This is a genomic window from Acidovorax sp. FJL06 (assembly GCF_003852545.1).
In the GTDB taxonomy this organism is placed as follows: domain Bacteria; phylum Pseudomonadota; class Gammaproteobacteria; order Burkholderiales; family Burkholderiaceae_C; genus Acidovorax.
This window is the reverse complement of the sequence record NZ_QAJR01000019.1, coordinates 123,211-149,978: the sequence shown is the minus strand read 5'-3', so window position 1 is coordinate 149,978 and position 26,768 is coordinate 123,211. Positions and strand designations below refer to the sequence as shown.

Below are 26,768 nucleotides of genomic sequence, written 5' to 3'. Positions count from 1 at the left end.
TCCAAAGCACGCCCCTTTGAGGGGCGTTTTTACTTTTGACCTCGAGAAAGGGTATTACCATGACATATCACCTCAGCGTGAAGACGGGAGGCAAGGGCGCTGCAGCGCGCCATGCAAAATACATCGGACGTCGCGGAGCCTTTGAGAGCAAAAGCGAAGACCTCGTGGACACATTCTCCGGCAACCTTCCCGGTTGGACCAGTGGCGATACCACCAAATTCTGGCAGACCGCCGACAAGTACGAGCGTAGCAACGCTGCCGTGTACCGCGAGTACGAGGGCGCGTTACCAGCCGAACTAACCCATACACAAATGCGCGAGGCTCTCGAGGAGTGGATGCAGCACGTCGCACCCAACAAGCCCTATGAAGTTGCCATCCATGAGCCCGTTGCCGCCCTTGGTGGAGTGCCACAACCGCATTTCCATGCGATGGTTTCGGATCGGGTACTCGATGGAATCGACCGCCCGGCGGAGCTGCATTTTCGACGTTACAACCCCAAGAAGCCGGAAGCAGGGGGCAGCAAAAAAGACAGCGGTGGCCGCACACCCTTGGCCTTGCGCAACGAGTTGAAGGAAACACGCAAAGCGTTTGCCGATCTCTTGAACCGGCATTTGACAGCGAATGGACATGACCCGCGGCTCGATCATCGAAGCCACCAGGAGCGAGGACTCTCCGCCGAGCCGGGGCGGCACCTCGGACCTGCCAGGGTCCAGCGACTGCGGGCGGCACAAGCGCAGTCTGCGACATCGCCATAGGCTCAAAACGCGAGATTTCTGCTGCCGGCAGCAGAAATTCCGTGTTTTTAGACACAGAGGCCTTCAATTTTCGCTCGAAGAACGCCGTGAGCCGAGGTGACTAAAAAGCTCTTGGCGGTCTTGGCTGCGCAAACTGCACCAGATCGATCTGCGCCTCACGTCCAAGGTTTTCCAAGAAGCGCCGTCACACGCCAAAGGACTAAAGGTAGGTGGATTGGTAGAACGGCGAACACCACCGCAAGCAACCTAGCTGCAGGTCGGCGGAGAAAAGCCTGCCGCCTCAGTGGTCCATCGGCATCTTGCAGCGTGCATTGAGCATCACGAGTCACTGTTCAACCAATCGCCACAATGGTAATGTGGGTTCAGATGATGTCCATTGGAATCCTAAAACGTCCAACCTGATCCAGTGTTCATTGGTAGAAAGGATGGAGCTCAGGTCCCTGGCAAAATCCGCTGCCCAACTCGTGGTGAAGGCGATCATGGCTCGGAAAGCGAAGGACTTAACTGCCCTTGAAGTGTCACGACTGACCTGCCAGGGTCACCATGCCGTGGGAGGCGTTGCTGGGCTGTATTTGTATGTCACGGGCTCTGGTGCGAGATCCTGGGTGCTGCGCATCATGATCGGCGACAGGCGGCGGCACATGGGCCTTGGGAGTTTTCCAGAAGTCACACTTGCGCAAGCCAGATCAAAAGCCCGTGAAGCCAAAGACTGGCTGGATCAAGGGGTCGATCCGATTGAGCGTCGGACCGCACTCATGACCTCTTTGAAAGCACAGCAGGTGCTACCCATGACGTTCGAGCAGGCAGCCAATGCCTACATCGCAACACGCGAGAGTGAATGGAAGAACCTCAAGCACCGCAGTCAGTGGTCTTCCACTCTCAAGACCTACGCATATCCTCATATTGGAAATACGGCAGTTCAGGACGTATCGACTGAGCAGGTACTGTCCATCCTCAAACCGATATGGACCACCAAAGCAGAGACAGCTTCGCGCCTTCGGGGGCGGATTGAAGCAGTACTGGATTGGACGACCATTGGGGGACAGCGTAGTGGCGACAATCCAGCTCGATGGAGAGGGCACCTAGACGCGTTGCTGCCTCGACCATCCAAAGCCCGGGAGATCCAACTCCACGGCGGACATCCGGTCACCAACATGCCAGAGTTCATGTGCAACCTCCGCCGTCGCCCAGGAACTGCAGCACGTGCCCTCGAGTTTTGCATTCTCACTGCAGTCCCTAGCGATTGGGTGCTCATGGCCCGATGGGGTGAGATTGATTTGAGAGCTGGTGTCTGGACGGTGCCCGCTGAGCGTGCGGCGTTGGATGAACCGTATCGAATCCCACTTAGTAGCAGTGCGATATCTGTACTGAAGTCAGAGGTGCTTCACATTCCGCCAGACACTCACTTGGTCTTTGCAAAGGACAAAGAATCATCCCTCTCAGAGGCGATACTGGTTGACGTATTGAAACGGTTGAGTCTGGAGCTCTATCCCGACGACTTCAGGCGCACTTTCCGAGACTGGGCTGTTAATAAGGCCCGGTACCCCCAGAAACTCGTAGATATTTCATTGGCGAGTGCTGCCAAGAGAAATGAAAAATCATTAAAACCTGATGACGTTGAATTGGGGCAGAGAAGGGAAATGATGAACGAATGGGACCAATTTATCATGCAAAAAGCGTCGAAGATCGCTTTTCCGTTTGCTTTGAGAGCCTTTTGATCTATGAGCTCAGCCTATAAAGATGCCTCTAGTCGCTTAGAAAACATCGCTGGAAAATTCGGCTTGGCCCCTAAAAAGGTGCTCGCCAATTTATTGGAGCACGGTTTCAAGTTTTATGTTCAGATTCCGAGTGACCTTGTTGCGGTAGCTGTTAATAAACAGATCTTCGATGGCCATGGTGTGGATAACCGGCAAGCGTATGCAGTGCTGAATCACATCAGGCCATTCGTTCTGAAGTCAGCTCGGATGCTTGAGATTGATGCCGCAGGATTGCTGAACGCCAAGGATTTTTGGTGCACGGATTTTGCAATCGCTCTTCAACTCGAGGCGAAGCGCTGGGCTGCCTGCGATATTTTTTCAAGTTCATCTGAAACTGGCCGCCGCCTCACATTGGGTGGTGCAAATATCATTTTGCAACTCCGCCCATCCTCTGAAGAGTATTTTGGGGAGCGTTACAGTGATCTCCGGACTGCGGAGCCAATTCAGATAACCATTGATAATCTTCATGTGCATCCAGAGAAGGTGGGTGATGCGGAAGCTTTATTGCATGTTGACGGCAAAGAAGTCGATCCTCTATTGGATTTGAGTGCGCCTCACTTTTCAGAGGCTTTGATCGTACTGTGGGATATTTTTAGGGAGACCTGGTTCCTTCGAGACCTAACAGTTCAGGAAGTCCGTGATTGGAAACGCTCAGCCATCGTTGAATTGAAAGCCAGGTCGGAAGTTTTTAATTCGGCAAATTCAAGTGAAACAGCATTAAAATTTATTACTCCCCGTGACCTTGATTTGTATAAACGAAAGTGGACGGATGGCGTTGTAAAGCCCGCCGAGAACGGCGAGATTGATCCTCGTTTCGATTGTCTATTAAAAGCCTCGGATCATTTTTGGAAGCCGTATTTTGAAAAATCCGCTAAAAGCAATGGGCAAGTAAAAATTAAGAAAGTGAGCCAGGAAAATATTGCTCAGTACATTCGGGATTTCAATGGTGAGCTGTTTACTCAGGTTGAGAGTAAAGTGGCGGCTATGATTATTAATCCTTTTCCTGATCTTGCAAAGCGGAAGAGTCGCAAGAAGTCTTTGGAGGTAATCAAGCAGAATAAAACAATATTTGGTCCTAAGGTGCTGTCCGATTTATGATGCCTGTATTGCCAGAAATTTTCTGATCTCATCAGCCTCGCAGTGGAAAATTGTGGTTGAGCGCAATGTCTGCAACTCCATTGTCAATGTTCTGCCTAAACGACAAACAGACCAAGAGCCTATTGAGCCAAAACTGATGAATTCGCGTGAGAGGGTCTTTACACCACGCGCCGAGACGAGACTTGATGTGCTCGATTAGGATCATGCCGACCTCACATGCCGATTGGGGCTAGCGCCGAGTTCGCCTCGTTTTGATGTCCTGTTGTTGCCTGCCGACGTACTCCCCGCATCTGTCGTACCGAGGCGCGCGGCGTGTTCTACACATTGGGCAAAGTCCAACAGCTTGCGAAGTGTTCCAGGGATCTTGACGAGGTCACGGTGGCGAGCCTTGCTATGCCCGGACTTGTTATTGATCAATTGAAACGCGCGTTCGACTTTGAAACCGATGGGGGCGTTGACCAGCACAGATTGTCTTGGATTTGCGGTTCGCGCGCTTGTGTGCTGCATCTTGCGCTTGCCGTACTGTTTGACTGCATGCCCGTTGACTTCGATGCCCTACTGGTCATCGCGCTAGCTCATTCCCTGCTGGTTCACGTCGGCCACTAAATCTGTAGGTCTCCACGCACAAACACATGCGCTTGTGTCACGTCCTTGAAGTTGGCCGCTTTACTCACAGCCGAGCATGAGCCCCAAGCCCGGGTCTCCCCTTGTGCGCCTGCTATTTCTGAGATCCCAGTGGCTGCCCTATTGGTCAGGTACTTCGTTGGGGACTCGTCGGATTCAATTGCTTAGATTGCTTCTTCGTCACATCTCACCCGGGGTGCCAGAGTTGTGCAATTCCCCCTTGGTGACAAGCCTGACCGGGGTCATTGAGCGCATGCGGTCCTCTATGTATGACTAGCCGTTTGCTGACCTCTTCAGCTCATCTCCTCGTTATATGGCGGCAGAGATCTTTAGTTGCCAGGAAAGCAGAGTAAGAACCAAGAAGTTGTATGCCCGGCTCGTAGGCTTACGTGGCCTATGCTCACAGTGCTGGTATTTTATAAGGGGTATCTGCTTAGCTCCAGTAGCTCCGTTGATACTGTGATTTCATCCAGCAATGGTATCCGATTGCCTCTCCCCGGTATTCTTGCTCACGACATCCCCATACGTCACTGGCGGCGTGACCACCGCTTGCTGCAGCAAGCGGTAAAACAGCATCCCGCGCGAGCTGGATGTGCGCCGGTTGAAGCGGAACACGAATTCATCGAGGTAGGCATCCAGGTGCTCTGGCTGCACAGAACCGTGGTGCGTTCCCAGCACCCAGCGCTGTACCAGCGAGGCGACCCGGTGCACTCCCGCCATGCAGACATGGGCAGGTACGCCCGAGCCGAGCATGACGGTGCGCTGGTGGGTGTAACCCAGCTCTCCCAGAGCGCGGTATGCCGCCGAACCATCCGTGCGGACCTGGGCTCCGGGCTCGACCACTTCCTGCACAAAGGGGATGACGTGGGTGGCGGAGTCTCGGTCGATGCGGCGCAACCGGATGCGCCCGAACCCCTTGGGCTCCACGATCTCCACCGCCATGACCATCAACACTTTGGTGGTGCTGCTCTTGCGCCCTGCAAGGGTGGCGGGATTTTTGCGATCCGTAATGGACAGGTACGTTTCATCCACCTCCACAAGCCCCTTGAGCTTGTCCCGGCCCGGGCGAACCATGGCGCGTCGGAACCGGTGCAGCATGGTCCAGGCCGTCTGGTAACTCCCCAAGCCCAATACGCGCTGCAGCCCCAGGGCGCTCACGCCTTGTTTCTGATTGGTCAGGTACCAAGCTGCAGCCAGCCAGACACGCAGCGGTGTGCGCGTCTTGTCAAAGATGGTCCCAGAGGTCACTGTGCCTTGATACTGGCATGAGCGGCACATCAGGCGAGTGCGGCTGGCGCGGTACACATCACCAGCGTTGCCGCAACGCGGGCAGACGAAGCCTTGGGGCCAGCGAAGCTTCTCCAGGAACGCCTGGCAGGCCTCTTCGGTGGCAAACCAGTCAAGAAATTCGTTCCAGGTGCGAGGGTAGTCCTGTCCAGGAGTTGGCGTTAGCATCTGGGTTTCCATCCAGCTATTCTGATGCCACTGGAGCTAAATAGATACCCCTTTATTTTATACAGTGAAAATTCCGAAGATGACGCTAAGTTGAGCTTTGGCGACCATTGAGTCTCTTTGAAAGGAGTCGCAATGACCACAACAACTTCCGGCATCTGCCGGTTAAACGAGCTAAAGGCTCTCACCGGCTTAGGCCGTTCCACGATCTATGCCAAGGGAAACCCCCGCAGTCGTCAGTATGACGAGAAGTTCCCGCGGAGAGTGCGCTTGGGGACCGCCAATAGCCGATCTGTTGGCTGGCCTCGGGCAGAGGTTCTCGCGTGGCTTGATCTGACGGCTACAACGCGACGTGTGGTGTGACTATGCACAAACCGCAAACCCCTAACGCGCTAGTTACTAGACGCTACATCACGACCGCCGACAATCAGGTCTTTGAACCTGGGCCGTATCCCGTTGAGCAATTTCCAGATCTCTTACGTGAAGTCTTAATTGAAATTTCCCAACGGCGGGGCTTGAAGCCCCAGCTTATCGGAGGAGCACTCCTTGCTGCTTGCGCCGCTGCGCATCAACCTGCCATCAAGGTGCAAGGGTCCAATGCCCAAACTGTCGGATTGAACTTGAGTGTCCTGACAATCGGGATTCGCGGAGCGGGTAAGACGACCGTCGATGATTTGCTTTTTTTTTCCTGAGAGAGTATCAGAGTGAGCAAGATAAAATTCATGAAAAGGCGTTGAAGACGCACGAAATTAAAATTCGAATTCATAAAATAAAGGTTCGCTTAATCGATAAATTCATTAATCAATGCGTCAATCAAGGTAAGGACTATGATGATTATGAAAGAGATCAGGAGGAACTCCAGGAAAAAGAGCCGCGACTGCCAAAGGAGGAAAATGTATTAATTCAGGATGCAACTCTTGCTGGAATTCTTGAGGTTTTGAACAAAGGAATTCCTGTAACTACCATCAGTATTGCGGAGGCAGAGAGATTTTTTTCTGGTAAATCCAAAGGAGACTTGGCGACGCTCAATGATCTTCACGATCCTTCCTCACATATGTCTGTTCTTCGGAAGGGATGTAAAATGGTATTTGAGGAGCCTGTCGTAACTCAAAACTACTCGATCCAACATGATGCAGTAAAAAAGTACATTCAGCGGTCTCGTGAAATGGGCAATGTTGGGCGTGCCCTCATTTGTGAAATTTCCGAGATCCCTGAGACAGTTGCAGAATCCAATGCTCCCTTTAAGGCTCTGCCATTGCTTCAGGCCAAGCTAGCAGATTTTTTAAGTATTGGAATGAGGAGAAGGCATGATGATAATTTTAAATTTGATGTTATCATGACTTCTCCGAGCGCCGACATGATGTTTGTTGAGTATTTCGCAAAGCTGCGTGAGTCCATCAAACCGGGAGGGCGCTTTAGCGATGTTGATGATGCTGTCGCGAAGATGAGAGCTAATGCCCTAAAAATCGCAGGGATTTTTCATCTGATGGGGGGAAAAACTGGATTCATCGAAGGCGACACCATGAAAGCAGCGCTCCACGTTTGTACTTGGTATCTGCTCGAGTTCCAACGCCTCTTTGGCCGAATCGGTGAACTGAGCGACGAGCAAACCTACGCACGAGTGCTTGAGGAATGGCTATGGGCTCGCTTCAAAGTAAAAAGGGCCATGTTCAACGTCAGAGTGGGGGAGGTCAGGGACATGGGGCCTAATTGTTTCAGGCCACCGAAGCGAGAGAATTTGGACTTGGCGATCCGCGCGCTGGAAAAGAAAGGTGTTGTTGAGGTGCAGGATATTAGGGGGGAAATGCAATTGAAAATTAATCGCGAGTATTTTCTGACAAATCCAGCCCCTGGCAATGTGCTGAATCTGATGAAGGATTTTGCTTACTTGGACAGTCCGAACGGACGGTATGGCCTTGGATCCAGAAGTTACCAGCCGCCGACGATTGGGAGGGGCTGATATGTGGGTAGGGGCAGCTGTAGATGGTTGCCTCCTTCCCTCGGTGCTCTTCAGCCTAGGATTGAGTTGCAATGGACCGCAGTTGTTGCTGGCGATGCCGACGATGACACTCCCAAAGCCGCCTTGTCAGGCGGCTTTGTCATTGTGGGGCGCTCATCTTTTCTATCGCTCTAAGTATGGAGGCAATGTTGCGTCCGATGGCTCACCAAGCGTCCTTGCGAAGCTAGTTGATGCTGCGCCCGCCGAGGTGTTGATAGCAACGCACGAGTGTCCCGCGTGCACGACCCGGTCCAGATTCAATAGCAGCCAACAGGGTGCGATCAGATAAAGGGAAAGGGTCTCAGGCCACTGATAGGTTAGGCTGAGATGGAACTGGCTGAAAACACAGTGTTTCTGTATACTGGATAAACAATCAGTATTTCATCCAGCCTTATCCGGAGCATGCCATGACCGTCCAGCAAAAGTACCGCCAGTACAGTACGCCTCCTCGCGTGTCTTCGCCCACATGGCTGCGAAAGGTCTGGGGCTGGCTGTGAGCATTGGCCATACGGTGTGGCAGATGCATCGGGCCGACATCCACGTGAACTCGTGGATGGGTCCGCGACAGTGTTCAGTCTGTGCGGGATCCGCATCGACTTGGCCAGGACTGACTCATGTAAGGTGAGGTTCCATGGCCACTGGTAGGCCGGGGGGCTGACTCCAGCGTTCCGATATTGGTCGGCGATTTGCGTCCTAGCTCCGTCCAGGCCGGGTTCCCATCGCCCGCAGAAGACAATATGGTTCAGCGTGTGGATCTGATGGCCGAACTGATTAAACATCCACAAGCCAGCTTCCTGCTGCGCATCCGTGGGGAGTCCATGCGTGATGTCGGCATCTTTGACGGGGACGTGGTGTTGGTAGATCGCGCCATCACCCCCCCGCTCTGGTCATGTGGTCGTCGCTGTTGTCGAAAACGAATTCGTCTGCAAAACCTTGCAGATAAGGGCAGGGCGCATCAAACTCAAAGCCGCCAACCCCACGTACCCCGACCTCGTTCCCAAAGAAAGCCAGACTGTTCAGGTGTGGGGCGTCGTGGTAGCCGCCATCAAACAGTTCAAGGCCTGACCAACGTGTACGCCCTGATCGATGGCAATAATTTCTACGTGTCCTGCGAACGCGTATTCAGACCGGACCTTAACGACCGTCCCGTCGTGGTGCTGTCCAACAATGACGGCTGCGCCATCGCCCGCAGCAACGAAGCCAAAGCGCTGGGTATCAAGATGGGGGCCCCCTGGTTCCAGATCAAACATCTGGAAGAAGAAGCTGGTCTGGTAGCCCCGTCAGCCAACTTCTCTCTCTACGGAGATATGAGCGACCGCATGATGAGTCTCGTGGCGGGATTAGGCCACCAGCAGGAGGTCTATTCCATCGACGAGAGCTTTATCGATCTCGCAGGCATTCGGGGAGACATGATCCGAAGAAGCCGACTCATCAGGCAGAGGCTATTGCAATGGACCGGCATCCCCACCTGCATCGGTATCGGCCCCACAAAAACCCTGGCCAAACTGGCCAACCACATCGCCAAAACTGCCGAACGCAAACCCGGTGTCTATCCCGAGCGCTTTCCAGGTCATGGTCCAGACGGCTCCATCGCCCAGATTTGCCACCTGGGGATACTCAGTGACGACGACAAACGAACCTTGTTCGAACGCACCGCTGTGACTGAAGTCTGAGGGGGTGAGGCCACAAATCGGCAGACAGTTGAAAGACATCGACATCGCCACCGTTCAAGATCTGGTGCAACTCGACCCAGTGGTGGTTGCCAGACGTTGGTCAGTAGTTCTGGAACGCACCGTGCGAGAGCTGCAAGGCATACTCTGCATAGACTTGGAAAACGCCCCCTTGCCTATACAGCAGATCGCCTGCACCCGCAGCTTCGGTCACCCTGTGACTGAACAGGCAGAACTGGCGCAGGCGATTACAGAGTTCGCGTCGCGTGCTGCTGAAAAGCTCCGGCGCCAAAAGCAGCAGGCCAGCCAGATTCTCACCTTCGTGAGAACCAGCCCGTTCAGGCGTCAGGACGATCAGTACTCCCGTTCCATAGTGTTGCCACTGGTGCGTCCCACGTAGGACACCGGTGTGCTGGTCAACGCCGCATTGGAAACCCTCAAGGCCATCTACCGCCCAGGCTTCAACTACGCAAAAGCCGGAGTATTCCTGTTGGACCTCATGCCGGAAGGATTTGTGCAGGGTGAATTGGCCTGGGGTGAGCCTTCATCCGCAACGGGCCGAGTCACCAAAGACCGCAGTCGGGTGATGAGTGCTATCGACAACCTGAACACCCGCTATGGCCGAGGAACTGTCAAACTGGCAAGTGGTGGTATCGAACATGGCCGCTTGCTCCAACTAGGCGCCGTACAACCCAGCTGGAAGATGAAGCAGGAGAGGCGCACGCCGCGCTACACCACCCACTGGCAGGAGTTGGCTGTCGTTACAGGCTGACTGACCTGCTTCGGTCCGGACGAATCAATTCCGCCAGAAGGCAGGACCGCGGGTAGTCCTTCATGCGGAACTACCCTCAGGTGCATCCAGTAGGCGGAACAATGTTTCCAGCGCTTGCCGCTTCTCTTCCATATAGTCATGCCCGTCATAGTGACGGTTCTGTACCCCGCTGATACCGTGCGACTGCAAGCGGCCACGATCATCTGAGCTGATACGAGCGCGGGCAAGAATGGTCTCCACACCCGAACGAATACGCTTTGCTTGGAAGTCGGCCAGCGTGGTGGCATCGACTGCCCACGCGCTCAGTGTGGTCGCGGCAAGGTGAGTAACGCCTTTGTCGGTGCTCAAGGCATAGGTGCCTTGTGGCTCGCACTCCTGCAGCGCAGCCGCGGCTTGAGGGATCAGCGGCACCGTATGTGGGCGGGGAGGCTTGCCAGGTCTACCCTTGCCATCGAAGAGCATGATGCTTTCAGCCGTTACGTTTTCCGTACGCAGTTTCACCAGTTGCGCGATGCGTTGCCCACCAGTTAAAAGATGTAGCCTCAGGACCGCACCCTGAAATCCTGGCAGGAGCTTGATGGCTTGCCAGTAGGAACGAAGCTCCTCAGTTGTCAGGGGGCGCTTGTCAGCCTTGTTGGCGCTTTCGTCGGGTTCTGTGTCTGCCGCAGGGTTGTGGGTGACGTTGTAGCTTTTGAACTTCACCGGAATGCTGGGTTTGGAGCGTGCAGCCTTCGCTGTCTGGTATGCAGCCCTGATATAGCTGCGCAGCTTATTACTGGTGCGAGCTTTTCCCTGCTCAATTACCCGGCGCATCATGTCTGCTATCTGTTCTACAGTCACTTCATTGGCAGGCAGGGCAGCGATCTTGGGCCATGCCTCCAGCACATGCAGCTTGAAGATGCTTCGGGCGTCACTGTGCGAATCGCGTTCCAGGGCTTTCAGGTGGTCGCAGTAGTCGGTGAGCAACGCCTCCAATGTGAACTTTGCCGCTTCCAGCTTTGCTGCTTTGGCCTTGTCCTTCGCCTCCTGTGCGGCTGCCTTCACGCCAGCAAATCCGCCGTTGGCCATGTTGGCATGATGCTGCTCTGCTAGAGACTCTGCGGCACGCATTGCCGCCAAGACAGAAAACCCCTTGCCTGTCGGCTTCAAGCTTTTGGGCGGCGCACTCGGGTCGTATATCCCGATCACTTCGCGAGCGGTCTTGCCGTTGATCGTGACGCGCCAGTAGAAGGTGACGGCACCAGATGCTAGTTTTCGTACCTCCAACGATCCTGACGGGATCACTTTGCCCATTTTCAGGAACTGCCCTGGCGACAGTTCGTTGATACTTTGTCCGCTGGTTTTCGTAGCCATGATCTAAGTCCGTTTGCCACCCTGGTGACAGTCTGGTGACAGTCTGGTGACAGTTTGAGCGTGAATGGTATCACCCACTAACGGACTGATTTGGACAATAAATCTATTAAAAACAAAGGTTTATGGTGCTGGTGACAGTCCAGCAATGTCCATTGTTGTCTAGCTTTTAGGGACTTTTAATCCGTTGGTCACTGGTTCGAATCCAGTACGTCCTACCACCCATTCAAGGCCCTGTAGCAATACAGGGCCTTTTTGTTTGCTGCGCCCATTTGCGGGTGCGGCCCCATGTCTGAAGTGCCGGCACCGCTGCTTGCTCCTCGCTCGGTGCCTCCCGGTCAGGGATGCTCGGAGCCATTTCCTTGGCCAGGAACTGGTCCGGTGGCCTCCGCAGCCAAGTCTTTCTTAAGCTCAACTTAATCCAATGGCCCCAAGCTTCAAAAGGTCCGCCCACTGACATATGACCGGGAGGCGTGTCAGGCGGCGGATCTACAAGAAAGATCGCGCCATGATGAAAAATCTGAAAATCTCGACCCGCCTCTACGGAGCGTTTGCTTTGCTGGTAGCGCTGCTGGTGGGCCTTGCGGGGGCTGCTGCATGGCAGCTGTCGACCCTGAACGCGGCGACCGTGGAGATTGCCGACAACTGGCTCCCGAGCGTGCGGGCCGCCAATGAGATGGACTCCCAGTTGTTGGCCGTCCGCATGCTGGTGCTGGGCCATGTCATGAACACCGATGCTGCGGCCATGGAGTCCATCGACAGGAAGGTGGTGGCCGATCGGCAGAGGCTGGATCGGTCGCTGGTGCTTTATGAAAAGCTGATCAGCGGTGACGGCGAACGCAAGGCGCATGCCCAGTTGGTGCAGGAATGGAAACGCTGTCTTGAGGTGGATGACCGGGTGCTTGCGCTCTCTCGCAAGAATGAAAACGACCAAGCCCGCGCCTTGCTGGAGGGGGATTCCAGGAAGCAGTTCGATGCGGCCATGCTGACGCTGGACAACCTGGTCAAGATCAACAGCGATGGCTCGGAAGAATCTCGTGCAGCCTCCGAAAAAACCTACTTCAGTGCGCGGGCGACGCTGTTGGTGATTGCACTCCTGGCCGTCGCGCTGGCGGTTGCGGCCGCACTTTGGCTGGTGCGTTCGATCACCGTGCCCCTGACCCGCGCGGTTCAATTGGCGGAGCATGTGGCCGAAGGGGATCTGAGCACGACCATCCAGATCCACACCACGGACGAGACAGGGCAGCTGCTGGCGGCTTTGCAGCGCATGCAGCGAAGCCTGGTGAGTACCGTGAGCATGGTGCGGCAGAACTCCGAGAATGTGTCCACGGCGTCGTCCGAAATCGCGCAAGGCAACAACAATCTGAGCGCACGCACGGAGCAGCAGGCCAGCGCGCTGGAGGAGACGGCTGCATCCATGGAGGAGCTCAACTCTACCGTCCGGCAAAACGCGGACAACGCACGGCAAGCGAACCAGCTGGCCATGAGTGCCTCCACGGTGGCGGTGCATGGGGGCCAGGTGGTCGGCCAGGTGGTTCAAACCATGAGAGGCATCAACGACAGCAGCAAGAGAATCGCAGACATCATCAGCGTGATCGATGGCATTGCGTTTCAGACCAATATCCTGGCGCTGAATGCGGCGGTCGAGGCCGCCCGGGCTGGTGAGCAAGGGCGCGGTTTTGCCGTGGTTGCGACCGAGGTGCGCAGCCTGGCGCAGCGCAGTGCCGGGGCGGCCAAGGAAATCAAGGCGCTGATTGACGACAGCGTTTCCCGGGTGAGTCAGGGCACGGCGCTGGTCGACCAGGCCGGCACCACGATGACGGAGGTGGTCAGCGCCATCAGGCGCGTGACGGACCTCATGGGGGAAATCAGTGCGGCCAGCGAGGAGCAGAGCCAGGGGGTCGCTCAGGTGGGCGAGGCCGTGACGCAAATGGACCAGGTCACCCAGCAGAACGCTGCGCTGGTGGAGGAAATGGCGGCAGCGGCCAGCAGCTTGAATGGCCAGGCGGCGGAGCTGGTCAGTGCCGTGGCGTTCTTCAAGCTGTCGGGCTCAACGGGGGTGGAGGTTCACTGATTTGCGCGCGGGTCAGGTCGTTCCATCGATCAGCGCATGGATCAGCGGCTTGCGGTGTCGGTACGGTGAGGCGCAAAGAGGTCCCAGCTGGCCATGAACAGGGCAGCGATGACGGGGCCGATCACGAACCCGGTCAGGCCGAACAGGGCCATGCCGCCCAGGGTGGAGATGAGCACAATGTAGTCGGGCATCTTGGTGTCTTTTCCGACCAGGATGGGGCGCAGGACGTTGTCCACCAGGCCAATCACGCAAATGCCGAAGGCTGTCAGCACGGCGCCTTGCCACACCGCGCCTGTGGCCAGGAAGTAGATGGCCACCGGCACCCAGATCAGGCCCGCACCCACGGCAGGCAGCAGCGACAAAAAGGCCATCAGCACGCCCCAGAGCACGGGGCCCTGGATGCCCAGAATCCAGAAGATCAGGCCGCCCAGCGCACCCTGGGACGCCGCCACCACAATGTTGCCCTTGACGGTGGCGCGGATCACGGTGGTGAACTTGCTGACCAGCTGCCGCTTGTGGGCATCGTCCAGCGGAGTGGCCTGGCCGATGCGCGTGGCCAGGCTGGCGCCATCGCGCAGCAGGAAAAACAGCAGGTACAGCATGATGCCGAAACTGACAATGAATTCCAGCGTGTTCTGGCCGATGCTCAGGGCCTGCGTGGCCACGAACTGGCTGGCCTGGACGGCAACCGAAGAGAGTTTCTGTTGCAGCTCTCCGACGCTGGTGAGGTGCAGCCGGTCCAGCAGGTTGGCAGCCCAGGCGGGCAGGGCGGCGATCACCTGCTGCAGATACAGGCCAAAGTTGAGCTGGCCCGAGCGCATCCGTTCGTAGATGGCGCTGGCCTCCTGCACCAGTGACACGGTGATGGCCGTCATGGGCAGGATCACGACCACCAGGCAAAGCCCGAGCGTGCACAGGGCGGCCAGCGTGGGGCGCTTGGGCATGCGCGTGAGCAGCTTGCGGTGCAAGGGCGCGAACAGAATGGCCAGGATGACGCCCCAGAAGACGGCGCCGTGAAACTGCCAGAGGATGGCCCCGAATGCGATGGTGACAAGGATCAGCAGCAGCAAAAAGGCTTTGTCCTGGAGGTTGTTGGGCGTCATGTTGGTCCGTGGCAATGGGATACCCGGAATGTACGCGAGGCCCTGCCCGAGGCTCCCATTCCTTGGGGTGGTGGGTGCCTGGAACCCCCATCGGTTGGGCGATTCCCTGTTCAGTGGCACAATACCGCCCGTACCAAGGCCCTTCCCCAGCCACAGTCGCATCCGCCAATCGGTTCAGCCGTGTCGCGGAAGGTTTCTCAACCAGCTAATGCTTTCCCAAGGAAAGCGGAGGTCAGCGGAATATGAGCGATACGACATCCGTCTATCAAGCCTACCAAGGCAACACCTACCTCTTCGGCGGCAATGCGCCCTATGTCGAAGAGATGTACGAAAACTACCTTGCCAACCCAGGTAGCGTGCCAGACAACTGGCGCGAGTACTTTGACGCGCTGCAAAATGTGCCCGCAGTGGACGGCAGCAATGCCAAGGACGTTCCCCACCTGCCCGTCGTCAATGCCTTTGCAGAGCGCGCAAAGCAGGGCGGCACCAAAGTCGTTGTCGCCACCGGTGCGGACTCTGAACTGGGCCGCAAGCGCACGGCCGTGCAGCAGCTGATTGCTGCGTACCGCAACGTGGGCCAGCGTTGGGCCGACCTGGATCCGCTCAAGCGCACCGAGCGCCCCGCGATCCCCGAACTCGAACCCTCTTTCTACGGTTTCAGCGATTCCGACCAGGAAGTCGTGTTCAACACCAGCAACACGTTCTTCGGCAAGGAATCGATGCCGCTGCGCGAGCTGATCAATGCCCTGCGCGAAACGTATTGCGGCTCCATCGGCGCCGAGTACATGTACGCCACCGACCAGAACCAGAAGCGCTGGTGGCAGGAAAAGCTGGAAAAGATCCGCAGCAAGCCCAGCTTCGGTGTGGACAAGAAGAAGCAGATTCTGGACCGCCTGACAGCAGCCGAAGGCCTGGAGCGTTTCCTGCACACCAAGTATGTGGGCCAAAAGCGCTTCTCCCTCGAAGGGGGTGAAAGCTTCATCGCCGCGATGGACGAGCTGATCCAGTCCGCCGGTGCCAAGGGCGTGCAGGAAATCGTGATCGGCATGGCCCACCGTGGCCGCCTGAATGTGCTGGTCAACTCCCTGGGCAAGATGCCTGCGGACCTGTTCGCCGAGTTCGACCACACGGCCCCCGAAGACCTGCCTGCGGGTGACGTGAAGTACCACCAGGGTTTCAGCTCTGACGTGACCACCCCCGGCGGCCCGGTCCACCTGTCGCTGGCGTTCAACCCGTCCCACCTGGAAATCGTGAACCCGGTGGTCGAAGGCTCGGTGCGCGCGCGCATGGACCGCCGCGCCGACCCCCAGGGCAAGCAGGTGCTGCCCGTGCTGGTGCACGGTGATGCGGCCTTTGCCGGCCAGGGCGTGAACCAGGAAACCCTGGCGCTGGCCCAGACCCGTGGCTATTCCACGGGTGGCACGGTGCACATCATCATCAACAACCAGATCGGCTTCACCACGTCCGACCCACGCGACACGCGCTCGACGCTGTATTGCACCGACATCGTCAAGATGGTCGAGTCGCCCGTGCTGCACGTGAATGGCGACGACCCTGAAGCCGTGGTGCTGGCCACCCAGCTGGCCCTGGAGTTCCGCATGGAGTTCCAGAAGGACGTGGTCGTGGACATCATCTGCTTCCGCAAGCTGGGCCACAACGAGCAAGATACGCCCGCGCTGACCCAGCCGCTGATGTACAAGAAGATCGGCCAGCACCCCGGCACGCGCAAGCTGTACGCCGACAAGCTGGCCACGCAAGGCCTGGGCGAGACCCTGGGCGACGACATGGTCAAGGCCTATCGCGCTGCCATGGATGCGGGCAAGCACACGGTCGATCCGGTGCTGACCAACTTCAAGAGCAAGTACGCCGTGGACTGGAGCCCGTTCCTGGGCAAGAAGTGGACGGACGCTGGCGACACCGCCATCCCTCTGGCCGAGTGGAAGCGCCTGGCCGAGAAGATCACCACCATCCCCGAAAGCGTGACGCCGCACCAGCTGGTCAAGAAGGTGTATGACGACCGCGCTGCCATGGGCCGTGGCGACACGCCCGTGGACTGGGGCATGGGCGAGCACATGGCGTTTGCTTCGCTGGTGGCCAGCGGCTACCCCGTGCGCCTGTCGGGTGAGGACTGCGGCCGTGGCACATTCACGCACCGCCATTCTGTGATTCACGATCAAAAGCGTGAAAAGTGGGACATCGGCACCTATGTGCCCCTGCAGAACGTGGCCGAGAACCAGGCCCCCTTCGTCGTCATCGACTCCATCCTGTCCGAAGAAGCGGTGCTGGGCTTTGAATACGGCTATGCGTCGAACGACCCCAACACCCTGGTGATCTGGGAAGCCCAGTTCGGCGACTTCGCCAACGGCGCGCAGGTCGTGATCGACCAGTTCATTGCCTCCGGCGAAGTGAAGTGGGGTCGCGTCAATGGCATCACGCTGATGCTGCCCCACGGCTACGAAGGCCAGGGCCCCGAGCACAGCTCGGCCCGCCTGGAGCGCTTCATGCAGCTGTCGGCCGATGCCAACATGCAGGTGGTGCAACCCACCACGGCCAGCCAGATCTTCCACATCCTGCGCCGCCAGATGGTGCGTGATCTGCGCAAGCCGCTGATCATCATGACGCCCAAGTCGCTGCTGCGTAACAAGGACGCCACCTCGCCGCTGTCCGAGTTCACCAAGGGCAGCTTCCAGACGGTGATCCCCGAGCAGGACGAAGCCATCGTCAAGAAGGCAGCCAAGGTCAAGCGCGTGATCGCCTGTTCCGGCAAGGTGTATTACGACCTGGTGAAAAAGCGTACCGAGAAGGAAGCGGACGATGTCGTGATCCTGCGCGTCGAGCAGCTCTATCCCTTCCCGCACAAGGCGTTTGCCGCCGAGCTCAAGAAGTACCCCAACGCCACCGATGTAGTGTGGTGCCAGGACGAGCCACAGAACCAGGGTGCCTGGTTCTTCGTGCAGCACTACATCCACGAAAACATGCTCGAAGGCCAGAAGCTGGGCTACTCCGGCCGTGCGGCGTCCGCATCGCCTGCCGTGGGTTACTCGCACCTGCACCAGGAACAGCAAAAGGCGCTGGTGGACGGCGCGTTTGCCAAGCTCAAGGGTTTTGTCCTGACCAAGTAAGGCCGGCGACCCCCGATTACACAGAACAGAACCCCATTCCGAAAGAATTGATATGGCTATCGTAGAAGTCAAAGTCCCTCAGCTGTCCGAATCCGTGGCAGAAGCCACCATGCTGACCTGGAAGAAGAAGGCCGGTGAAGCCGTGGCCGTGGACGAAATCCTCATCGAAATCGAAACCGACAAGGTCGTGCTCGAAGTGCCTGCACCGTCCGCAGGCGTGCTGGCTGAAATCATCCAGGGCGACGGCGCCACGGTGGTGGCCGAGCAGCTCATCGCCAAGATCGACACCGAAGGCAAGGCCGGCGCTGCCGCTCCTGCTGCGGCTGCTGCCGCACCGGTTGCTGCAGCCGCAGCGCCTGTCGCTGCAACGGCTGCCGTGGGCGGATCGAAGGGCGACGTGGCCATGCCCGCCGCCGCCAAGTTGCTGGCCGACAACAACCTGTCCGTGTCGGCCGTGGCTGGCTCGGGCAAGGATGGCCGAGTGACCAAGGGCGATGTGCTGGCCGCCGTGGCTGGTGGCGCCAAGGCCGCCGTGGCTCCGAGCGTGATCCCCACCGGCGTGCCCACCAAGGCTCTGCCCCAGGTGGCAGCTCCCGCCGCCAAGGAAGACCTGAGCGGCCGCCCCGAGCAGCGCGTGCCCATGAGCCGCCTGCGCGCCCGCGTGGCCGAGCGCCTGCTGCAGTCGCAATCGACCAACGCCATCCTGACCACGTTCAATGAAGTGAACATGGCCCCGGTGATGGACCTGCGCAAGAAGTTCCAGGACAGCTTCACCAAGGAACACGGCACCAAGCTGGGCTTCATGTCCTTCTTTGTGAAGGCTGCTGTGCACGCCTTGAAGAAGTACCCTGTGCTGAACGCCTCGGTGGACGGCAACGACATCGTCTACCACGGCTACTTCGACATCGGTATCGCCGTGGGCTCGCCCCGTGGCCTGGTGGTGCCCATCCTGCGCAATGCAGACCAGATGAGCTTCGCCGACATCGAGAAGAAGATCGCCGAGTTCGGCAAGAAGGCTGCCGAAGGCAAGCTGGGCATTGAAGAAATGACCGGTGGCACGTTCTCGATCTCCAACGGCGGCACGTTCGGCTCCATGCTGTCCACGCCCATCATCAACCCGCCCCAGTCGGCCATCCTGGGCGTGCACGCCACCAAGGACCGCGCCGTGGTGGAAAACGGCCAGATCGTGATCCGCCCGATGAACTACCTGGCCATGTCCTATGACCACCGCATCATCGACGGCCGCGAAGCCGTGCTGGGCCTGGTGGCGATGAAGGACGCGCTGGAAGACCCATCGCGCCTGCTGTTCGACATCTGATCCCCTGACTGCATCGACCCACCCGCGTGGCCCGGCCTCTGGTCCTGCCCGCCGGTGGGTCTTTCTCCAACAGACTGAACGAGATTTCCCATGAGCAAACAATTTGATGTGATCGTCATCGGTGGCGGTCCTGGCGGCTACATCGCTGCCATCCGCGCCGCCCAGCTGGGCTTCAACGTGGCCTGTATCGACGAGTGGAAGAACGACAAGGGCGGCCCTGCGCCCGGCGGCACCTGCACCAACGTGGGCTGCATTCCCTCCAAGGCGCTGCTGCAGTCGTCCGAGCATTTCGAGCACGCCAACAAGCACTTCGCCGAGCACGGCATCACCGCCACCGGCGTCAAGATGGACGTGGCCAAGATGATTGCCCGCAAGGACACCGTCGTGAAGCAGAACAACGACGGCATCCTGTACCTGTTCAAGAAGAACAAGGTCAGCTTCTTCCATGGCCGTGGCTCGTTCGTGAAGGCGGCCGAAGGTGGCTACGAGATCAAGGTGGCAGGTGCCGCTGAAGAATCCATCGTTGGCAAGCAGATCATCATCGCCACCGGCTCCAACGCCCGTGCGCTGCCCGGCACGCCGTTCGACGAAGAGCTGGTGTTGTCCAACGACGGCGCGCTGCGCGTGGGCGCGGTGCCCAAGAAACTGGGCCTCATCGGCTCGGGCGTGATCGGCCTGGAAATGGGCTCGGTGTGGCGCCGCCTGGGCGCTGAAGTCACCATCCTCGAAGGCCTGCCGACCTTCCTGGGCGCGGTGGACGAGCAGATCGCCAAGGAAGCCAAGAAGGCTTTCGACAAGCAGGGCCTGAAGATCGAGCTGGGCGTGAAGGTCGGCGAGATCAAGACCGGCAAGAAGGGTGTGAGCATCGCCTACACCAACGCCAAGGGCGAAGCCCAGGCGCTGGACGTGGACAAGCTCATCGTCTCCATCGGCCGCGTGCCCAACACCATCGGCCTGAACACCGAAGCCGTGGGCCTGGCCCTGGACGAGCGTGGTGCCATCGTGGTGGACGGTGACTGCAAGACCAACCTGCCCGGCGTGTGGGCGGTGGGCGACGTGGTGCGCGGCCCGATGCTGGCGCACAAGGCCGAGGAAGAAGGCGTTGCCGTGGCCGAGCGCATTGCCGGCCAGCATGGCCATGTGAACTTCAACACCGTCCCCTGGGTCATCTACACCAGCCCCGAGATCGCCTGGGTGGGCCGCACCGAGCAGCAGCTCAAGGCCGACGGCGTCAAGTACAAGGCGGGCAGCTTCCCGTTCCTGGCCAACGGCCGCGCCCGTGCGCTGGGCGACACCACCGGCATGGTCAAGATGCTGGCCGATGCCGAGACCGATGAAATTCTGGGCGTGCACATCGTGGGCCCACAGGCCAGCGAGCTGATCTCCGAGGCAGTCGTTGCCATGGAGTTCAAGGCCAGCAGCGAGGACATCGCGCGCATCTGCCACGCACACCCCAGCTTGAGCGAAGCCACCAAGGAAGCCGCCCTGGCCGTGGACAAGCGCACGCTGAACTTCTGATATTTGAATGAAAACAGGCGCCAGCGCTTGATGGACAAGCGCTGGCAGCTATTCAATTCATAGTATCGGAAGGAAGAGTGCCCATCCCGTGACAGTCAAACAGGCTTATCTGGCCGAACTGGCCGCCAAAGGCTACCAGAGCGACCCGGCCCAGCTGCGGGCCGTGGATGCGCTGCAGCGCTGCGCCGACGAGTGGGCCGCCTACAAGGCGCGGCGTTCCAACGCGATCAAGAAGCTGATCAACCGGCCCGACATTCCGCGCGGCGTGTACATGTACGGCGGGGTGGGGCGGGGCAAGAGCTTCCTGATGGAGTGCTTCTTCGACGCCGTGCCCCTGAAGCGCAAGGTGCGCCTGCACTTCCACGAGTTCATGCGCGAGGTGCACCGCGAACTGGTGGCGCTGCAGGGCACGCAGAACCCGCTCGACGTGCTGGGCGAGCGCATCGCCAAGCGCTACAAGCTCATCTGCTTCGATGAGTTCCATGTGGCGGACATCACCGACGCGATGATCCTGCACCGCCTGCTGGTGGCGCTGTTCGACAACGGCGTGGGTTTTGTCACCACCTCCAACTTCATGCCGGACGAGCTGTATCCGGGCGGCCTGCACCGCGACCGCATCCTGCCTGCGATTGCGCTGCTCAACGAGCGGCTCGAAGTGGTCAACGTGGACAACGGCACCGACTACCGGCGCCGCACGCTGGAGCATGTGAAGCTCTACCACACGCCCCTGGGCGCCGAGGCCGACGCCGAGATGGGCCAGGCCTTCGACCAGCTGGCCGAAGTGCACGATGAAGACCCGGTGCTGCACATCGAGCAGCGCGAGATCCGTGCGCGGCGCAAGGCGGGCGGCGTGGTGTGGTTCGATTTCAAGACCTTGTGCGGCGGGCCGCGTTCGCAGAACGACTACCTGGAGATCGCCACGCAGTTCCACACCGTGCTGCTCTCCGACGTGCCCTACATGCCCGTGAGCATGGCGTCGCCCGCGCGGCGTTTCACCTGGCTGGTGGACGTGCTGTATGACCGGCGCGTCAAGCTCATCCTGTCGGCCGCGGTGCCGCCCGAGCAGCTCTACACCGAAGGGCCGCTGGCGCACGAGTTTCCGCGCACGGTGTCGCGCCTGAACGAGATGCAGTCCAAGGAATTCCTGGCGCTGGAGCGCCGCAACGTGGATACGGGGCTGACATGATCCGACTTCGCTGTGTTGCTGTGCTTGCGGCGTTGCTGGCGCTGCCATTGACCCAGGTCTGGGCTCAGGCCAAGGGTGTGGCGCAGGACGACGGCGCAATGACGGCTGCGGCCGTCCAGCGCAAGGCGGAACATGAGCGCATTCGGCACGAGCGTGAGGCATTGGCCGCCGGGCGCCAGAAAGATGAAGCCGCCTGCTACAAGCTGTTTGCTGTGGAAGATTGCCTGCGCGGCGTTCGCGCCAAGGCGCGCGAGGCGGGGGACCGCTTGCGCGCCCAGGAGGTCGAGCTGAACGACGCCGAACGCCGGGAGAAGGCGGCCGAACGCCTGCGCTCCATCGAAGAGAAGCAGCAGGGCGTGCCTGCCCCGGCGTCCAAGGGCAAGGGCGGGGACGCCGTGGTGCGCAAGGCCCCGGCGGACCCTGTGGGCACCAAGGCGCAGCGGGACCATGATGCCGAGCAGCGTGCACAGATGCAGCGCAACCGGGTCCAGCAGCACACCAGTGAACAGACCACCCGTGCGGCCACCAGTGCCGACCGCGCGGCCAAGGCGCGCGTCCGCCATGCGGAAGCCCTGAAGGCGGCGGACGAACGCCGTGCACGGGTCGAAAAATCCCAGGCTGACGCCGCTGCGCAGGGGCGCAAGCCCGCAGCACCTCTGCCGGCACCGGCTCCAGTGGCATCCACTCCTGTGCATTGAGCCGGTAAGGGGCGCCTGAAAAGGGACGAGGGACTGCGTTGTTGGGAACGCGGCGACCTTTTGCGACCTTTCTTCCCACCGGTTGGCCTGCCAGCCTCTTTGTCAGCGGTAAGGGCGGGGCGGCCGGTGTGTCCTGTTGTTGCCGGAGGCCGCAGAAGAGGGGCCGATGTCCCCATGTCCACCGGTGCCCCGGTGCGATGGGGCCCGTGGCGGTGGAGTGGGGTTGCTCAGGCGCGGCCTGCGTCGATCGGGACGAGGCGGGCGACCTTTTTTTCTTCGACCAGGGCTTCGATCTTGACGACGACCAGCGACAGGTTGTCGCCGCCGCCGCGTGCCCGGGAGCGCGCTTTTTCAATCAGGAACTCGGTGGCTTCGCGGGGGGACAGCGAATCCACCACTGAGGCGAGTTCGGTGGGCGAGAAGTAATGCCACACGCCATCGCTGCAGGCGAGCAGCACGTCGCCCGGCTGCAGCTGCGGAATGATGTGGGTGGTGATGGGCGGGTCGCTCTCGGTGCCCAGGCAGCCCACCAGGATGTTCGAGTGGGGGTGGTTGTTGGCCTCGGCCTCGGTCAGCTCGCCCCGGTCCACCAGCGCCTGGACATAAGAGTGGTCGCTGGTGCGGAACACCATGCGGGGGCCCTGGAAATGGTAGATGCGCGAGTCGCCTGCATGCACCCAGTGGCAGTCGCCCCGGGGGTTGATGAGGAAGGCGGCAATCGTGCTGTGGGGCTCCTGCTCTGCCGAAATGGCTGTCAGCCGGATGACGATGTGGGCCTCTTCGACCATGTTTTTGAGCATGGACACCGCGTCATCGGTGTCGGGCGAGTAGCGCTCGAACAGCTGCCGTGCCGTCATCATGACCTGGTCCGATGCCTTGCGGCCGCCGCTGCGGCCCCCCATGCCATCGGCCACCACGCCCAGCACGCAGCCGTTGTGCCGGTCGTGAGAGATCAGGGCGACCTGGTCTTGCTGGTATTCCCGGTCGCCCTTGTGGATGCCGGTGGACGCGATGAGGCGAAACGCTTTGGTCATGCTGGTGATTGTGGGGGCGCGCGCGCAAACGCTCGTCGTGGAAAACGGGCCAAGCGCGTATTATCCACCCGCCTGTGGCATTTTCGCCATGCCAGCCAAGCCCTTGTCTTGAAATCCAGCCTCCACTCACCCCACCGACAACTGATCGAATTGCGCATGGAGCATGCGGATCTGGATGCGCTGATCGATCGCTGCGCGCCCGATGCGGCGCCTGACGAGTTAACGCTGCGGCGCTTGAAGAAACGCCGGCTGGTGCTGCGCGACGCCATGGACCGGCTGGAGCGTGAGCTTCAACCCCAAGAGCCGGCCTGATGGCGCTGGTTGACATGGTGACGGAGGTGTTTGCCTCCGGTGGCGTGCTGGAGCGGGCAGACACGCACTTCCAGCCCCGCGAGGGCCAGACCCAGATGGCCGTGGCGGTGGCGCGGACCATCGAAGAGGGCGGTGCCCTGGTGGTGGAGGCGGGCACCGGGGTGGGCAAGACTTTTTCTTATCTGGTTCCCGCCTTGCTCAGCGGCGAGCGGGTGCTGCTGTCCACCGCCACCAAGGCGCTGCAGGACCAGCTTTTTGCACGCGACCTGCCCTGGTTGGTGGAAACGCTGGGCCTGCCTGTGCGCATGGCGTTGCTCAAAGGCCGCTCCAGCTACCTGTGCCTGTACCGGATGGAGTTGGCGCGCCAGGACGCGCAGGCGCAGGACCGGGGCGTGGCGCGTGTGCTGGCCAAGGTGGAGGACTGGTCGCACCACACCCCGTCGGGTGACCTGGCGGAGCTGACGGGGCTGGACGATCGCTCGCCCGTGATTCCCCTGGTCACGTCCACCCGCGAGAACTGCCTGGGGTCGCAATGCCCCCGGTTTCGCCCCTGCCATGTGCACCGGGCGCGGCGCGAGGCACTGGCGGCCGACATCGTGGTCATCAACCACCATCTTTTTTTTGCCGATGTCGCGGTGCGCGAGTCGGGCATGGCCGAGCTGTTGCCCAGCGTGCGCGTGGTGGTGTTTGACGAGGCGCACCAGATCAATGAAACCGGGGTGCAATTTTTGGGCACCCAGCTGTCCACGGGCCAGGTGATGGACTTCGGCAGGGACCTGCTGGCCGCAGGCCTGCAGCATGCCCGGGGCCTGGCGGACTGGGTGGGCCTGTCCCGCCTGGTGGAGCTGTCGGCGCGGGACCTGCGCCTGGTCGCCGGTGCGGCCACGGGGGGCAAGCTGCGCTGGACGGATGGGGCGGCCCCGGAGGGCATCCCGGAGGATCCCTGGCGCAACGTCCTGCGCAGCGTGGCGCTGGCCTGCGTGCAGGCCCAGGAGGCGCTCGATACGGTCAGCGAGATCGCTCCGGACTTTGTGCGCCTGTATGAACGGGGCTCGGAGCTGTTGGCGCGCCTGGCGCGGTTCTCAGGCCCCTGCGATCCCGATGGGGTGCGCTGGGTGGATGCGGGCACGCAGCTGCGCCTGGTTGAATCGCCGCTGGACATTGCCGAGGCCATGCGCACCCGCCTGCTGGGGGCGCCCGCCGAGGTCTCTGAGGGCGCGGACGGCGATGGTTGGCCGGATGCCCGTCCTGCCGGCCCGGGGCGGGCCTGGATCTTCACCTCGGCGACGCTGGGCGATGATGAGCGCCTGAGCTGGTTCACCGAGCGGGCGGGCCTGCAGGAGGCGAAAATCCTGCGGGTGGCCAGCCCGTTCGACTACCACGCGCAGGCTGCGCTGTATGTGCCGCGCCACCTGCCCGCACCCGCCGACCCTGCACACAGCACGGCACTGGCGCAATGGGTGGGCCACGCCGCCGAGCGACTGGGGGGGCGCACCCTGGTGCTCACCACCACGCTGAAGGCCTTGCGCACGGTGGGAGATGCGCTCCAGAAACGGTTTGCGTCGTCAGGAACGCTGGAGGTGCTGGTGCAGGGCGAATGGCCCAAGCGGCGGCTGATGGAGCGTTTTCGAGAGGGGGCGGAGCATGGCCGGCCGGGTTGCGTGCTGGTCGCGTCCGCCACCTTCTGGGAAGGGTTTGACGTGCCGGGGGATGCGCTGCAGCTCGTGGTCATCGACAAGCTGCCGTTCCCGCCGCCGGGCGACCCGTTGGTCGAGGCGCGCACCCAACGCATTGAAAAGGCCGGAGGCAAGGCCTTCAAGGCCTATGCGTTGCCCGAAGCCGCGGTGGCGCTCAAGCAGGGGGCGGGGCGCTTGATCCGGCGGGAGTCGGACCGGGGAATTCTGGTGGTGGGAGACACCCGCCTCGTCACCATGGGCTATGGCAAGCGCCTGCTGGCCGCATTGCCACCGATGCGGCGGCTGGAGTCGGCGGAGGCGTTCGACGAAGCCCTGCAGGCGCTGCTTACCAGACCTTCCACCACGGATCCGATTTGCCCTTGAGGCCGCCGTTCATGTAGGTGCTTTGGGGGTAGGACTTGTCCATCACGCGGCGCGCATCGTCGCGCAGCTGGGTCATGCCCAGGGCGTCGTACGACTGGATGAGGATGTACAGCGCTTCTTCCAGCGCTGGCACGCCCTGGTAGTCAGCCACGGCCACCTGGGCGCGGCTGATGGCGGCCACATACGCACCGCGCTGGAAGTAATAGCGGGCCACATGGACTTCGTACTGCGCCAGGGCGTTGACGATGTAGGTCATGCGCTGGCGCGCGTCCTGCGCATAGCGGGAGTCGGGGAAGCGGGTGGCCAGTTCGCTGAAGGACTCGAACGAGTCCTTGGCGGCCTTCTGGTCGCGCTCGGACAGGTCCTGGCGCGAGATGAACGAGAACAGCCCCAGGTTGTCGTTGAAGTTCACCAGGCCCTTGAGGTAGAGCGCATAGTCCAGCGCGGGGCTGGCGGGGTGCAGCTTCATGAAGCGGTCCAGCGTGGCGACAGCCTGGGCTTTTTCACCGGCCTTGTAGTGGGCGTAGGCCTTGTCGATCTGGGCCTGCTGGGCCAGCGGCGTGCCGGCGGCACGGCCTTCGAGCTTTTCGAGCAGCGGGACCGCCTTGTCATAGGCGCCGCTGCTCATTTCGTCCTTGGCTTCCGCGTGGATGCGGTTGGGGCTCCAGCCAGCCGTTTTGTCCTCGGGGGTGCTGGAGCAGCCCGCCAACAAACCGGCGGCCAGCAAGGCGGAAACAAGGGGCAGTGGAGCACGCAGCATCGACGGAGGCTTTCAGCAAAAAGGAAACAGAGTGTGCACGGCATTCATGGCGCATCGACCGCTGCCGCGATACGGGGCGCCCTGCGCCAGCCGCGAGGGATCCTCT

The 26,768-nt window shown here is 60.1% G+C and carries 20 protein-coding genes and 2 pseudogenes; 17 read left to right on the top strand and 5 right to left on the bottom strand.

The window, feature by feature from the left end; genetic code table 11:
- Positions 1-59: 59 nt before the first annotated feature.
- The 4 genes from DBV10_RS12680 (at position 60) to DBV10_RS12665 (ending at position 4,216) form a co-directional block, all read left to right on the top strand.
- Entirely contained in the window at positions 60-755 is a 696-nt protein-coding gene (locus tag DBV10_RS12680; RefSeq protein ID WP_082493271.1) for a MobA/MobL family protein, read from the top strand.
- A gap of 311 nt (positions 756-1,066) precedes the next feature.
- On the top strand, positions 1,067-2,473 hold the full coding sequence (locus tag DBV10_RS12675; RefSeq protein WP_124513999.1) for an integrase arm-type DNA-binding domain-containing protein: 1,407 nt from the start codon (positions 1,067-1,069) through the stop codon (positions 2,471-2,473).
- A 3-nt stretch (positions 2,474-2,476) separates the two neighbouring features.
- Positions 2,477-3,610 (top strand): hypothetical protein, encoded by a 1,134-nt coding sequence (locus tag DBV10_RS12670; protein WP_124513998.1) that lies wholly within the window; start codon positions 2,477-2,479, stop codon positions 3,608-3,610.
- A gap of 312 nt (positions 3,611-3,922) precedes the next feature.
- Complete coding sequence (locus DBV10_RS12665) at positions 3,923-4,216, top strand: hypothetical protein (RefSeq protein WP_056419743.1); 294 nt, start codon at positions 3,923-3,925, stop codon at positions 4,214-4,216.
- Positions 4,217-4,699: 483 nt separating this feature from the next.
- Here DBV10_RS12665 and DBV10_RS12660 read toward each other — a convergent pair whose 3' ends face one another.
- Complete coding sequence (locus DBV10_RS12660; protein ID WP_108624997.1) at positions 4,700-5,701, bottom strand: IS1595-like element ISCsp2 family transposase; 1,002 nt, start codon at positions 5,699-5,701, stop codon at positions 4,700-4,702.
- Positions 5,702-5,821: 120 nt separating this feature from the next.
- Between DBV10_RS12660 and DBV10_RS12655 the strand changes: the two genes are divergently transcribed.
- The 5 genes and pseudogenes from DBV10_RS12655 (at position 5,822) to DBV10_RS12640 (ending at position 10,127) form a co-directional block, all read left to right on the top strand.
- Positions 5,822-6,049, top strand: coding sequence for an AlpA family transcriptional regulator (locus DBV10_RS12655; protein ID WP_082493275.1), 228 nt, complete (start codon positions 5,822-5,824; stop codon positions 6,047-6,049).
- Positions 6,050-6,374: 325 nt separating this feature from the next.
- Positions 6,375-7,646 (top strand): DUF3987 domain-containing protein, encoded by a 1,272-nt coding sequence (locus tag DBV10_RS12650; RefSeq protein ID WP_082493278.1) that lies wholly within the window; start codon positions 6,375-6,377, stop codon positions 7,644-7,646.
- 776 nt (positions 7,647-8,422) lie between these two features.
- A pseudogene (locus DBV10_RS23375) lies at positions 8,423-8,494 on the top strand (peptidase); the annotation flags it as partial.
- Positions 8,495-8,576: 82 nt separating this feature from the next.
- Complete coding sequence (locus DBV10_RS23370) at positions 8,577-8,750, top strand: S24 family peptidase (RefSeq protein WP_326938737.1); 174 nt, start codon at positions 8,577-8,579, stop codon at positions 8,748-8,750.
- A 5-nt stretch (positions 8,751-8,755) separates the two neighbouring features.
- Positions 8,756-10,127, top strand: a pseudogene (locus tag DBV10_RS12640) (Y-family DNA polymerase).
- A 60-nt stretch (positions 10,128-10,187) separates the two neighbouring features.
- Here DBV10_RS12640 and DBV10_RS12635 read toward each other — a convergent pair.
- Positions 10,188-11,480 (bottom strand): integrase, encoded by a 1,293-nt coding sequence (locus DBV10_RS12635; protein WP_233247174.1) that lies wholly within the window; start codon positions 11,478-11,480, stop codon positions 10,188-10,190.
- A 505-nt stretch (positions 11,481-11,985) separates the two neighbouring features.
- Here DBV10_RS12635 and DBV10_RS12630 point away from each other — a divergent pair.
- Positions 11,986-13,551: a methyl-accepting chemotaxis protein gene (locus tag DBV10_RS12630; RefSeq protein ID WP_124513997.1), complete on the top strand. Its 1,566-nt coding sequence runs from the start codon at positions 11,986-11,988 to the stop codon at positions 13,549-13,551.
- Between the two features lie 41 nt (positions 13,552-13,592).
- Here the strand turns inward: DBV10_RS12630 and DBV10_RS12625 are convergent, their stop codons facing one another.
- The gene (locus tag DBV10_RS12625; protein ID WP_124513996.1) at positions 13,593-14,654 is read right to left on the bottom strand and encodes an AI-2E family transporter; all 1,062 of its coding nucleotides are present in this window, start codon (positions 14,652-14,654) and stop codon (positions 13,593-13,595) included.
- A gap of 242 nt (positions 14,655-14,896) precedes the next feature.
- Between DBV10_RS12625 and DBV10_RS12620 the strand changes: the two genes are divergently transcribed.
- From DBV10_RS12620 to DBV10_RS12600, 5 genes are all read left to right on the top strand, one after another.
- Entirely contained in the window at positions 14,897-17,776 is a 2,880-nt protein-coding gene (locus DBV10_RS12620; protein ID WP_124513995.1) for a 2-oxoglutarate dehydrogenase E1 component, read from the top strand.
- 52 nt (positions 17,777-17,828) lie between these two features.
- Positions 17,829-19,094 (top strand): 2-oxoglutarate dehydrogenase complex dihydrolipoyllysine-residue succinyltransferase, encoded by a 1,266-nt coding sequence (gene odhB, locus DBV10_RS12615; protein WP_124513994.1) that lies wholly within the window; start codon positions 17,829-17,831, stop codon positions 19,092-19,094.
- Positions 19,095-19,184: 90 nt separating this feature from the next.
- On the top strand, positions 19,185-20,612 hold the full coding sequence (gene lpdA / locus DBV10_RS12610) for a dihydrolipoyl dehydrogenase (RefSeq protein ID WP_124513993.1): 1,428 nt from the start codon (positions 19,185-19,187) through the stop codon (positions 20,610-20,612).
- Positions 20,613-20,700: 88 nt separating this feature from the next.
- Complete coding sequence (zapE, locus tag DBV10_RS12605; RefSeq protein ID WP_124513992.1) at positions 20,701-21,798, top strand: cell division protein ZapE; 1,098 nt, start codon at positions 20,701-20,703, stop codon at positions 21,796-21,798.
- Complete coding sequence (locus tag DBV10_RS12600) at positions 21,795-22,496, top strand: hypothetical protein (protein ID WP_124513991.1); 702 nt, start codon at positions 21,795-21,797, stop codon at positions 22,494-22,496. The genes zapE and DBV10_RS12600 overlap by 4 nt, the downstream gene beginning before the upstream one ends.
- 227 nt (positions 22,497-22,723) lie before the next feature.
- Here DBV10_RS12600 and DBV10_RS12595 read toward each other — a convergent pair whose 3' ends face one another.
- A complete protein-coding gene (locus DBV10_RS12595) occupies positions 22,724-23,530 on the bottom strand; it encodes a PP2C family serine/threonine-protein phosphatase (RefSeq protein WP_124513990.1) in 807 nt (268 codons plus the stop codon).
- A gap of 108 nt (positions 23,531-23,638) precedes the next feature.
- On the opposite strand from DBV10_RS12595, the gene DBV10_RS12590 reads away from it, so the two are divergent.
- Both DBV10_RS12590 and DBV10_RS12585 read left to right on the top strand, forming a co-directional pair.
- The gene (locus tag DBV10_RS12590) at positions 23,639-23,842 is read left to right on the top strand and encodes a YdcH family protein (protein ID WP_124513989.1); all 204 of its coding nucleotides are present in this window, start codon (positions 23,639-23,641) and stop codon (positions 23,840-23,842) included.
- Positions 23,842-25,902: an ATP-dependent DNA helicase gene (locus DBV10_RS12585; RefSeq protein ID WP_124513988.1), complete on the top strand. Its 2,061-nt coding sequence runs from the start codon at positions 23,842-23,844 to the stop codon at positions 25,900-25,902. The genes DBV10_RS12590 and DBV10_RS12585 overlap by 1 nt, the downstream gene beginning before the upstream one ends.
- Here DBV10_RS12585 and DBV10_RS12580 read toward each other — a convergent pair.
- Positions 25,865-26,662, bottom strand: coding sequence for an outer membrane protein assembly factor BamD (locus tag DBV10_RS12580; protein ID WP_124513987.1), 798 nt, complete (start codon positions 26,660-26,662; stop codon positions 25,865-25,867). The two genes, DBV10_RS12585 and DBV10_RS12580, sit on opposite strands and share 38 nt — an antisense overlap.
- Positions 26,663-26,768: the final 106 nt, after the last annotated feature.

Bases quoted from the DNA above. Each gene is read 5' to 3' on its own strand.
- DBV10_RS12680 (WP_082493271.1), top strand. From the start codon at position 60: ATGACATATCACCTCAGCGTGAAGACGGGAGGCAAGGGCGCTGCAGCG.
- DBV10_RS12670 (WP_124513998.1), top strand. From the start codon at position 2,477: ATGAGCTCAGCCTATAAAGATGCCTCTAGTCGCTTAGAAAACATCGCT.
- DBV10_RS12660 (WP_108624997.1), bottom strand. From the start codon at position 5,701: ATGGAAACCCAGATGCTAACGCCAACTCCTGGACAGGACTACCCTCGC.
- DBV10_RS12655 (WP_082493275.1), top strand. From the start codon at position 5,822: ATGACCACAACAACTTCCGGCATCTGCCGGTTAAACGAGCTAAAGGCT.
- DBV10_RS12635 (WP_233247174.1), bottom strand. From the start codon at position 11,480: ATGGCTACGAAAACCAGCGGACAAAGTATCAACGAACTGTCGCCAGGG.
- DBV10_RS12630 (WP_124513997.1), top strand. From the start codon at position 11,986: ATGATGAAAAATCTGAAAATCTCGACCCGCCTCTACGGAGCGTTTGCT.
- DBV10_RS12625 (WP_124513996.1), bottom strand. From the start codon at position 14,654: ATGACGCCCAACAACCTCCAGGACAAAGCCTTTTTGCTGCTGCTGATC.
- DBV10_RS12620 (WP_124513995.1), top strand. From the start codon at position 14,897: ATGAGCGATACGACATCCGTCTATCAAGCCTACCAAGGCAACACCTAC.
- odhB (WP_124513994.1), top strand. From the start codon at position 17,829: ATGGCTATCGTAGAAGTCAAAGTCCCTCAGCTGTCCGAATCCGTGGCA.
- lpdA (WP_124513993.1), top strand. From the start codon at position 19,185: ATGAGCAAACAATTTGATGTGATCGTCATCGGTGGCGGTCCTGGCGGC.
- DBV10_RS12600 (WP_124513991.1), top strand. From the start codon at position 21,795: ATGATCCGACTTCGCTGTGTTGCTGTGCTTGCGGCGTTGCTGGCGCTG.
- DBV10_RS12595 (WP_124513990.1), bottom strand. From the start codon at position 23,530: ATGACCAAAGCGTTTCGCCTCATCGCGTCCACCGGCATCCACAAGGGC.
- DBV10_RS12585 (WP_124513988.1), top strand. From the start codon at position 23,842: ATGGCGCTGGTTGACATGGTGACGGAGGTGTTTGCCTCCGGTGGCGTG.
- DBV10_RS12580 (WP_124513987.1), bottom strand. From the start codon at position 26,662: ATGCTGCGTGCTCCACTGCCCCTTGTTTCCGCCTTGCTGGCCGCCGGT.